The sequence below is a fragment of the Variovorax sp. Soil_C_39 genome (genome assembly GCF_057656815.1).
Window position 1 is genome coordinate 273,754 of record NZ_JBDGJQ010000006.1, and the last position, 9,976, is coordinate 283,729.

At 72.4% G+C, this 9,976-nt stretch carries 7 protein-coding genes; 3 read left to right on the forward strand and 4 right to left on the reverse strand.

Going from position 1 to position 9,976, the window contains the following annotated elements:
• Positions 1-9: 9 nt before the first annotated feature.
• Positions 10-1,779, forward strand: a complete 1,770-nt coding sequence (locus tag AC3A6J_RS17975; RefSeq protein WP_487861331.1) for a galactosyltransferase-related protein — start codon at positions 10-12, stop codon at positions 1,777-1,779.
• Here the strand turns inward: AC3A6J_RS17975 and AC3A6J_RS17980 are convergent.
• The 4 genes from AC3A6J_RS17980 to AC3A6J_RS17995 form a co-directional block, all read right to left on the reverse strand.
• Positions 1,734-2,522 carry a hypothetical protein gene (locus AC3A6J_RS17980; protein WP_487861332.1) on the reverse strand — a complete coding sequence of 263 codons (789 nt, stop codon included), beginning with the start codon at positions 2,520-2,522 and terminating at the stop codon, positions 1,734-1,736. The two genes, AC3A6J_RS17975 and AC3A6J_RS17980, sit on opposite strands and share 46 nt — an antisense overlap.
• A 10-nt stretch (positions 2,523-2,532) precedes the next feature.
• A complete protein-coding gene (locus AC3A6J_RS17985) occupies positions 2,533-4,533 on the reverse strand; it encodes a hybrid sensor histidine kinase/response regulator (RefSeq protein WP_487861333.1) in 2,001 nt (666 codons plus the stop codon).
• The gene (locus tag AC3A6J_RS17990; RefSeq protein WP_487861334.1) at positions 4,530-5,609 is read right to left on the reverse strand and encodes an ABC transporter substrate binding protein; all 1,080 of its coding nucleotides are present in this window, start codon (positions 5,607-5,609) and stop codon (positions 4,530-4,532) included. The genes AC3A6J_RS17985 and AC3A6J_RS17990 overlap by 4 nt, the downstream gene beginning before the upstream one ends.
• Positions 5,610-5,772: 163 nt before the next feature.
• A complete protein-coding gene (locus tag AC3A6J_RS17995; RefSeq protein WP_487861335.1) occupies positions 5,773-7,674 on the reverse strand; it encodes an ATP-binding response regulator in 1,902 nt (633 codons plus the stop codon).
• 172 nt (positions 7,675-7,846) lie between these two features.
• Here AC3A6J_RS17995 and phnD point away from each other — a divergent pair, with 172 nt between their 5' ends.
• Positions 7,847-8,911 carry a phosphate/phosphite/phosphonate ABC transporter substrate-binding protein gene (phnD, locus tag AC3A6J_RS18000; RefSeq protein ID WP_487861390.1) on the forward strand — a complete coding sequence of 355 codons (1,065 nt, stop codon included), beginning with the start codon at positions 7,847-7,849 and terminating at the stop codon, positions 8,909-8,911.
• A 2-nt stretch (positions 8,912-8,913) separates the two neighbouring features.
• Positions 8,914-9,969 carry a phosphate/phosphite/phosphonate ABC transporter substrate-binding protein gene (locus tag AC3A6J_RS18005; protein WP_487861391.1) on the forward strand — a complete coding sequence of 352 codons (1,056 nt, stop codon included), beginning with the start codon at positions 8,914-8,916 and terminating at the stop codon, positions 9,967-9,969.
• Positions 9,970-9,976: the final 7 nt, after the last annotated feature.

Below are 9,976 nucleotides of genomic sequence, written 5' to 3' on the forward strand. Positions count from 1 at the left end.
GTACGGCCCATGACCGAAACCTGGCTCAGCGTGGTGATGCCGTTCTACCGCAAGCTCGCGGAGTTCGAGCGCGTGGCCGCGCGCAACGCGCCGTTCTGGGCCCGACCCGGCATCGAGGTGGTGATCGCGCTCGACGAGCCTTCGGAAGAAGAGAGCCTGCGGCGGCTGCTCGACCGGTTCGCGCAGGTGCGCTGGAAGCTGCTCGTCAACGACCGCCCGCACGAATGGCGCCCGCCGTGCCGCGCGATCAACGTGGGCGTGCGCCTCAGCACCGGCCGTTTCGTCTTCGTGCATTCGCCCGAATCGGCCTACGTCGGCGATGCGCCCGCGGTCGCGCTGCACGCGGCAATGGCGGGCGAACGCCATGTGGCGATCGGGCGCGTGGGCTTTGCGCGCTTCGATGCGCTCGACGCGGCTGACGGCAACCTGGACGCGGCCTTCGCGCAGCAGGTGCCCGAGGCGCTCTACCTGCGCACCTTCTACGGGTCGTTGTGCTGCGCGCGCGTGGCCTTCGACGCGGTGGGGGGCTACGACGAACGCTTCGACATCTGGGGTGGCGACGACGACGACTTCCGCGTGCGGCTCGAAATGGCGGGTTGGCAGCTGCAGGCCTGCGCATCGCTCAAGCTGCTGCACCTGTCGTTCGAGCCGCGCAACGGCGCCGAGCGCTTCGACCCCGACAACGACTGGCGCCGCTGCACGCCGGGCGCGCCGCGCGCGAACCTCGCGGCCGACGGGCGCGAGGACGCCTGGGGCCGCGACTTCGGCCGCGTCGCGCGCGACGACACCGCGCACGCGCCGCACCCGGACGCCGCACGGCGAGAGGCTGCGCCCGCGTGGCTGGGCGCAGCGCCGGCGAGCTTCGCGATGGGGTCGCGCCGCCAGTGCGAGGTCTGCGCACGCATGCTGCACCACGAGCCGGCGCCGCCGTATTTCTGCCCGTACTGCAGCCGCGGCGCACCCGAGCGTCTCATTGCGCGCCCGCGCATCGTCTGCGTGATGCAGCTGCGCAACGAGGCGGGCTGGATCGAGGGTTGCCTCGACCACCTGCGCCCGCACGTCGACGGCTTCATCGCGCTCGACGATGGTTCCACCGACGGCACCGCCGCCATCCTTCGCAACGAGCCGAAGCTGCTCGAACTGCTCGCCAACCCGCCAGCCGAGCCGCACCACTGGGACGAGCCCGGCAACCGCCGCCGCCTGCTCGAATGCGCGCGCCGCCACGGTGCAGGCTGGGTGCTTGCCTGCGACGCGGACGAGCGCTTCGAGACGCTGTTCCTGCGCCACCTGCATGCGATCGTCGATTCGCTGCCCGAGGACCGGCTGGCCTGCCTGTCGCTGTCGCTGCGCGAGCTGTGGGATGCGCCCGACCGTTTTCGCGATGACGGCGACTGGGGACGCCAGACGCGCGCGATGCTGTTCCGGCTGCCGCAGCAGATCGCGTTCGACGCCGCGCCCGCGCTGCACGGCCAGCGGTTCCCCGATGCGGTGGCACGGCATGGTGCGATGTACCGCAGCTACTACCGCGTCTACCACCTGCGCATGGTGCGGCGCGAGGACCGCATCGCACGGCGCGAGCGCCACCGTGCGCTCGACCCCGGCGCACGGCTGCAGCCCATGGGCTACGACCATCTCGCCGACGAAGGACCGGCGCTCTGCCTCGCGCTGGTAGCGCCCGGCCGCGGCTACGACATGGCGACGCTGCCGCCGGCGCTGCAGGCAGGCGAGGCTGCTCAAGGCACCCCTGCCGACAGCGTGCGCGCGAAGTCGCCGCGGTAGGTGTGCGTGCCGGTGTGCGTGAGGCGCGAGCGCGTGTCCACATGCACCTTGCCGCCGATCGACTGCCAGCGGCGGCAGAACGCAAAGTCTTCGCTGAGGTAGCGGCCATGGCCGGGCTCGGCCCAGACATCGAAGAAGCGGTAGTGCGGCCACGCCGCGGCCACCGGGTCGTCCATGCGGTCGGGCGTGTAGCGCAGCTCGGGCATGGCTTCGGCCAGCCGCTCGAACACGGCACGCTCGATCAGCATGAAGCCCGTGGGTGCGTCGAGCACCTCGAGGAAGCCGTCGGGCTCGACCCGTGCGGCCGTGCCCGGCGCGGCAAGGTTGACCGGGAACACCGCATGCCGCGCCTCGAAGTCGTCGCGCGTGCTGCCCGCCGGCAGCGGCGCCGCCAGCCCGGCGCGCGGCCAGCCGTCGTCCTTGTGCGGATAGACGCCGGCCACCACCGGTCGGCCCGCGCACAGCAGGCGCAGCGCGTCTTCGGGCGCGAAGCCGATGTCGGCATCGATCCAGAACAGGTGCGTCCAGCGTGCGTCGGCCATGAATTCCGCCACCAGCCGGTTGCGCGCGCGCGGAATCAGGCTGTCGCCATCGAGAAAGCGTGCCTGCAACGCGAAGCCGTGCTGCCACGCGGCATTGACCAGGCCGAGCAGGCTGCGCACGTAGTCGCTCGTCATCGAGCCGCTGTGGCTCGGCGTGGCGATGAAGGGGCGGATGGTCTTCAGCGCGTCGGTGTCGAGCATGGCGATCCTTTCAGGCCGGTGCGTGGCGCCGCGTGGAAAGCAGCGCCCGCAGCTTGGCCGGCGCGACCGGCTTGGTCAACAGCATCACGCCGCCGCGGCGCAGGCGCTGCAGCACCTCGGGGCCGGTGGCGCCCGAGACCAGCACCGCGAGCGCATCGGGCTGCAGCCGCTTCGCCGCCGCGATCACGTCCATGCCGTCGCCGTCGCCCGCGAGCTGCAGGTCGCACAGTACCGCATCGAAGCGCAGGTCGCCCGTGCCGAGCCGCGCGATCGCCTCGGCGCCGGTGGCGATGCACTCGACGCGGCAGCCCCACTGCTCGAGCAGCGCGCGACTGCCGTCGAGGATCGCCGGATCGTCGTCCACCACCATGCAGTTCAGCCCCGCAAGGGGCGCCGCGGGCACCGGTGCGGGCTCTTCCTCGGGCGTGCTCGCCTCGGCGGCCTGCACCGCCGGGAGCGTCAGCGCGAAGGTGCTGCCGGCCTGCAGTGCCGAGCGCACGGTGATGCGGGTGCCGAGCAGCGTGGCGATGCGCGCACAGATCGCCAGCCCCAGCCCGAAGCCTCGCCGGCGGTCGCGCTCGGTGTTGGCCACCTGATAGAACTCCTCGAAGATGCGCCCCTGGTGGATGGGCGCGATGCCCACGCCGTTGTCGCGCACCTCGATGCGCACGCCGTCGCCGCCATCGTCGGCACGGCCGCGGCGCGCAGCCACCAGCACCGTGCCGCCCGGCGGCGCATGGCGCAATGCGTTGGACACCAGGTTGCCGACGATCCGCTGCAGCAGCGCCGCGTCGCTGCGCACGACCAGACCGCGGTCGCTCCAGCGCAGCCGCACGCGGCTCTCGGCGGCCGTGGCGGCATGCTGCGCATCGAGCTGGTCGAACAATGCGGCCAGCGACACGCGGGTGATCGCGGGTGTCAGCACCTGCGCATCGAGGCGCGAGATCTCGAGCAGGTCGTCGAGCAGCACGCCCATGAACTCTGTGCTCTCCTGCAGGCGCATCATGGCCGGCCGCTGCGCCGCGCTGGCGCCCGGCAGCAGGCCGTCGATGAACAGGCCCATGGCATGCAGCGGCTGGCGCAGGTCGTGGCTCGCAGCGGCGAGAAAGCGCGCGCGGGAGAGCGCCGCCTGCTCGGCCTCGGCCATGCGCTGCAGCGCCACCGCGGTGGCTTCGCGCACGCGTTCCTCGCTCACCTGCCGGTTGTGCTGCAGGCGCTCGGCCAGGCGGTCGATGTCGCGCGCGAGCACCGCGAGCTCGTGCGCACCGGCGGAGGGCGCCTGTGCGGACGCGATGCCGCCGCCGTCGCCCACGCCGCAGCGCGCCTCGAAATGCCCTGCCTCCAGCGCGGCCACGGTGCGCGACACGCGGCGCAGCGGCCGCGCCACGGTGCGCGCCATGTGGCGCACCGAGGCCCAGGCCGCGAGCAGCGCGACCAGCGCGATGCCGATGCCGGCGATGAGCGAACGGCTGCGCTCGCGCGCATAGGCCGTGGTGTCGCGGAAGGTCTGCACCAGCCCGATCGGGGTGTCGCCGGCGGCCGTCGAGCCTGCGGGCGCGAAGGCACTGGCGCGCGAGGCTTCGCGCAGCGTGACCGGCGACGTGAACATGCGCAGCTGAGCGAGCGGCGAGGTCCTGGGCCCGGCCGTCACGTACACGCCGGCGCTGTTGCTGATCTCCACGCGCATCACCTGCCCGCCGCGCAACGCAGCATTCGCCACGTTCTGCAGCGCCGGCACGTCGCCCGCATAGAGGCTCAGGTCCGACATCGCGGCCACCTGGCGTGCCACGGCCTGGCCCTCGGCGTCGAAGGCCGCCTCGAGCGTCTGCAGCCGGTGGTGGGTGAACCAGCCGGTGAGCGCCAGCGCCACTGCGGCGCACGGCACCACGCCGAGCCGGAACAGGTCGCGCTGCAGGTTGCCGCGCACCAGTAGCGTGGGCGCGGACGATGGTGAAGCAGGCGGCGGCGGGTGCGCGGACTGCGCGCCTTCGGACGGCACCACGTCGCTCATCGCGTGGCGGTGATCCGCTCGGTCAGGTCGCGCTCCTGCGGCAAGCGAAGCCCGAGTCCGCGTGCCACCGTGGCGTTGACGCGCACCGACGGCGGCGCGGCCGATTCCACCAGCGGGACGTGGTTGCTTGCGCTGCTGCCGTGGCCCGCGAGCTTCTGCCCGAGCAGCTGCGCCTGCTGCGCCAGCTGCGCGGGCGTCGAGACGGCCGCGGCCAGACCGCCCGATCGCACCAACCCTTCGCTCGCGCCGAACACCGGCAGCCCCGCGCTCGCGCCCGCGCGAAGCACCGCCAGCGTGGCCGCCTGGTTGTCGCCGATCAGGTCGGGCAGCACCATCAGAGCGTCGCTGCGCGGCACCACCGCGCGCAGCGCCGCGGCCAGCGAGCGCGCGTCGGGCGCGTATTCGACCTGCAGGTCCCACGCGGGCTGGCCGCCCTGGGCCGCGGCACGCTGCAGATCGCGCACCAGCGGTTCGGATTCGGGCGTGGCGACCACGCCGAGGCGCGGCTTGTTCGGCAGCACTGCGGCCACCAGCGCCAACTGGTCGGCCATGGCCGGGTCGCGCAGCAGCACGCCCACGCGCCGGTCGCCGCGCCGCAGCGCCGGGGCGCTGGCGCGCAGGTTCTCGTACTCGAGCCGGCTCAGCATCGCGAGCAGCAGCGGCTGCTGGCCCGGGCGATCGAGCGCGGCGCGCGCAGCGGGCGCGCCGACGGCCATCGTGAGGCTCGTGTCGGCCGGGGCCGGCGTGGCCGTGCGCAGGCTGCGCGTGCGCACGCCGGCGTTCACCGCGCGCTCGGGCTCGGCGCCCGCTGCGGCCACGGCGCTCTCGACGCCCGACTGCGCTACATCGGCCGCGCCGGGCAAAAGCCGCACCAGCTCGAAGCGCCCGCCGGGCGCCTGCGCGGCGCGCATGTGCTGCACGAATTCGGTATGCGCAGGCACCTCGTCGCCCATCAGCACCGTGAGCCCGGCGGCACCCGCGGCCACGGCGGCGAACGGCGCCATGCACAGGGCCAGCGCGAGGCGGACGCGCCAATGCCGCAGCCGTTTCCGGAGGAACGAGATGAAAGGGTTCACGGCAACAGGCATGGGGATGACTTCTGCGGCAAGGGCAGAACCCCAATGTACGGAAGGCCCCTGGTTCGCGCGATAAGGCGGAGGGCTTATGTCGACGCCCGGCGTGCGGCGGGAGCGTGACGGAAGGCCGCGCCGCATCGGCCGCCTGGCCTATGCCCGACGGTCAGCCGCTGCCTCGGCCTGCCTGCTGCATCACCGCCGCCCGCTGCGCCAGGATCGCCTGCCGCAGCACGCGCGGCGAGACCGGCTTGTAGAGCACCGCGATGCCGGCCTCCGCCACTTCGCGCAGCCGGTCGGGCTTGGTCTCGCCGGTCACGAGCAGGCGTGCGGTGGCGGCGCCGATGCCGCGCGGATGGCGCTCGAGCGCGGCGATCACGCCGAGGCCGTTGTCGCCACCCTGCAGCAGCAGGTCGCTCACCACCACGTCGGGCGGCTCGGCCCATGTGTCGGCCAGCGCGAGCGCCTCGGCGCGGGTCTGGGCCGCCATCACTTCGGCGCCCCAGTTCGTCAGCACCACCGAGAGGCCTTCGAGGATGGTGCGCTCGTCGTCGATCACGAGAATGCGCAGGGGTGCGAGGCCGGCGTCGTCGTCCTCGGCCGCGCCCGTCGCGGAGGGCGCAACGGGTGCCGCGAGCGCGGCCGGTGCCGAGCGCACCAGCACCCGCACGCAGGTGCCCTTCTGCGGCCGCGACGTGAGTTCGACGCGCGTGTTGAGCAGCTCGGCCAGCCGCTGCACCGTGGCGAGCCCGAGGCCCATGCCGCGCTGGCCGCGCGGCGCATTGCGGCCGGTGGGCTCGACCTGGTAGAACTCCTCGAACACGCGCGCCTGGTGCTGCGGTGCGATGCCCACGCCGGTGTCGACCACCTCGATGCGCACGCCCTTGCCGCGCCGTCGCGCACCGACCAGCACACCGCCTTCGATCGTGTGGCGCAGCGAGTTGGACACCAGGTTGTTGAGGATGCGCGAGAGCATCACGTAGTCGCAGCGCACCCAGAGGTCGGTCTTGCGCACCACCAGGCGAAGGCCCTGCTGCTCCGCGACCGGGCGGAAGTTGCGGCTGATCTCGTCGAACAGCTGGTCGAGCGCGAACTCGGCCCATTGCGGCTGCAGCACGCCCGCGTCGAGCTGCGAAAGGTTCAGCAGTTCAGAGAACAGCCGGTCGAGCGAATCGACGCATTCGCGGATGTGGCCGATGCGCTGCAGCCGCACCGGGTCGGTCTCGCCGTTGGCGAGCCCGTCGGAAAACAGCGTGAGCGCGTGCAGCGGCTGGCGCAGGTCGTGGCTGGCTGCGGCCAGCAGGCGGGTCTTGGCCTGGCTCGCCACCTCGAGCTGCTGGTTCTTGCGCGCGAGTTCGGCGGTGGCATCGGCGATGCGGCTTTGCAGCAGCCGGTGGCTTTCGGCGAGCGCACGCGCGGCCTGGTTGAAGCCGTGCTGCAGATGCCGTACCTCGGAGGTGCCTTCGATCGTCACGCTCGCGGACTCGCCCGCGCCGAGCCGGTCGACGGCCTTGCCGAGCGCGCGGATCGGCTCGCTGATGCGGCGCGCGGCCCACCAGCCGGCCAGGCCCACGCCCACCAGGCTGGTGGCCAGCACCAGCACCACGTTGAGCCAGACCGAGCGCCGCGCCTGCTGCACCGCTTCGAGGCTCATCTCGACCATCACCTTGCCGCCCGGCTGGCCTTCGTCGCTCACGATCGGCACCACCACCTGCAGGCCATCGCCGCGCGCGCGGTCGACCGTTTCGGAGTTGGCGACGATCTCGCCGTCCTCGGACCAGATCTGCACCTGCTGCACATGCGGCTGGTAAGTGCCCGACTGGGCCGTGCGCTGCAGCGCTCGGCGATCCATGCGCACCAGCGGCGCCTGCGCGGCCGTGGCGACCTGAAGCGCCACCGTCTGCGCATTGGCACGCATCAACTCGGTCAGGTTGTCCAGGTGCTGCCGCGTCAGCACCGTGATCGCCGCGAGCGTGGCCGCCGTGGCCGGCACCATCGCCAGCAGGATCAGCTGCTGCGCGAAAGTGAGGCGGGCCAGCCCGCGCAGGACGCGGAAGTTCCATTTCATGGGTGTATCCAGCGCCTGGAAGTCAAGCCCATGGGCACCTTGGTTGGGCAGAAAGGAGGAAAAACATCGCGAAAATGCCGCCTATTTGTGTATTTGATATCTAATTGCGTCCGCTTCCGCTCATGTTAGACCGCTGACCCGCGTTGGCGCCACGTTGTCTTCCCGTCCGATCATGCTGGCCTTCCCACGTTGCCGTCGCCGCTGCCTCCTAGGGCAGGCCGCCGCCTGGCTGCGCCGGGGCGCCGCAGCGATCGCCTTCGCGGCCGGCCTGCCGCTGCTGGCCGCGGCCGAGCCCGTGCAGCCAGCCGAGTCGCCGGTGCGCTTCGGCATCCTGCCGCTCGGCGGTGCCTTCGAGTCGCGCAGCGACTGGGACCCCCTGCTCGCCGAGCTGAGCCGGGCCATCGCGCGGCCGGTGAGCGTGCTTTCGGTCAATTCGTACGAGGCGCTCGAGCAGGCCATCCGCGACGACAAGGTCGACATGGCGTTCCTGTCTGGAAAGATGGCGCTCGACGCCGTGACCCAGCGCCGCATGAAGGTCGTGGCGCAGGTGGTGCGCCACGATGGCCTGCCCGGCTACCGGGCGCTGCTGCTGGCGCGCCGCGCCCCGCCCTTCAACACCCTGAAGAGCCTGCTGGCCGAACCGGAGCGCTGGCGCCTCGCGCGCGCCGAGCGGCAATCGGTGTCGGGTTTCATCGTGCCGCAGCTGCAGTTCTTTCTGCCCAACCACATCGCCATGGAGACGCGCTTCCTGAGCGAGATCGTGGGCACCCACCAGGCCACGGCGCTCGCGGTGGCCAACAACGAGGCCGATGTGGCCACCAACAACACGGCCGATTTCGAGCGCTTCAAGCAGCGCTTTCCGGCCGAGGCCAAGCGGCTGCAGGTGCTGTGGGAGTCGGACCTCATTCCCCATGCACAGATCGTGATGCGGCGCGCGTACCCGCCCGAGCTGCGCAGCCGGGTGCAGGCGTTCCTCGTCGGCTACGGCCGCGCGAAAGGGCCGCAGGGCGATGCCGAGCGCGCGGTGCTCAAGTCGCTGCACGACCTGGCGGGCTTCGTGGCCGCGGACAACAGTTCGCTGCAGCCCGCCGCCAACCTGGCCCACCAGCTCGCGAAGCAGAACGCCATGAACGCGCAATGGGTCAACGAGGCCGCGCGCCAGGCACGCCTCCTGCGCCTGGACCGCAGCTACGCCGAGCAGTCCGCCGCCCTTCAGGACGCGCTCCCCGGTCGATGACCATGCCGGGCTCGGCCTTGCGACGCTTTCTGCTCGCCCCGCGCCTGTTGGCGGCGGGGCTCGCGCTGGTGGCGGCCTGTGCGGCACCGGCGGCGCAGGCCGAGCGCACGGAAGTGCCCGCCCGCCCGGTGCGCTTCGGCGTGCTGCCGCTCGGCGGCGCGGTCGAGTCGCGGGCGCTGTGGATGCCGCTGCTCGACGACATGACACGCGCGCTGGGCGTGCCCGTGAGCGTGCATTCGGTCGCGTCGTACGCGGAACTCGACCGGGCCATCCAGCGCGACGAGATCGACATGGCGTTCCTGTCGGCCAAGATCGCGCTCGACGCGGTGATGCAGCGGCGCATGACGGTGGTGGCGCAGATCGCGCGCCGCCCCGGCATGCCGACGCACCGCGCGGTGCTGTTGACGCGCCGCAGCGGCGAGCCCCGCACCCTCGAGGCGGTGCTCGCCGAGCCCGAGCGCTGGCGGCTCGCGCGCGGCGACAGCCGGTCGGTCACCGGTTTTCAGGTGCCGCAAAGCCAGCTCTTCCTGCCGCACGACATCGCGATGGAAACCCGCTTTCGCGGCGAGATCATCGGCACCCACCAGGCCACGGCGCTGGCCGTCGCCAACGGCGATGCCGACGTGGCGACCAACAACACGACGGATTTCGAACGCTTCAGGGAGCAGTTTCCGGTCGAGGCCGCACGGCTGCACGTCGTGTGGGAATCGGGCCCGCCGCCGGGCGCGCTGATGGTGCTGCGTCGCAGCTACCCGGCCGCATTCCAGGCCAGGGTGCAGGCCTTCCTGGTGAACTATGGCCAGGGCAAGGGGCCGCGCGCCGAGCCCGAGCAGGAGGTGCTCAAGAACCTGCGCGCGGCTTACGGCTACGCCGCGGCCGACAACAGCGCACTGCTGCCGCAGGCGCAGCTCGAACACCAGCTCGGCAGGCAGCACGCCATGGCCGCGGCGTGGGTCGACGAGGCCTCGCGCTCGCGGCGCCTGCAGCGCATCGAGCAGACCTACCGCAGCCGGCGCGAGCGGCTCGGCGCGGCGAGCACCGACACCGCAGCGCGCTGAGCCCCAA

What these genes read in the sequence shown, in the direction of transcription:
- AC3A6J_RS17995 (WP_487861335.1), bottom strand. Translation starts at nt 7,674, where the DNA reads ATGAAATGGAACTTCCGCGTCCTGCGCGGGCTGGCCCGCCTCACTTTC.
- AC3A6J_RS17980 (WP_487861332.1), bottom strand. Translation starts at nt 2,522, where the DNA reads ATGCTCGACACCGACGCGCTGAAGACCATCCGCCCCTTCATCGCCACG.
- phnD (WP_487861390.1), top strand. Translation starts at nt 7,847, where the DNA reads ATGCTGGCCTTCCCACGTTGCCGTCGCCGCTGCCTCCTAGGGCAGGCC.
- AC3A6J_RS18005 (WP_487861391.1), top strand. Translation starts at nt 8,914, where the DNA reads ATGCCGGGCTCGGCCTTGCGACGCTTTCTGCTCGCCCCGCGCCTGTTG.
- AC3A6J_RS17975 (WP_487861331.1), top strand. Translation starts at nt 10, where the DNA reads ATGACCGAAACCTGGCTCAGCGTGGTGATGCCGTTCTACCGCAAGCTC.
- AC3A6J_RS17985 (WP_487861333.1), bottom strand. Translation starts at nt 4,533, where the DNA reads ATGAGCGACGTGGTGCCGTCCGAAGGCGCGCAGTCCGCGCACCCGCCG.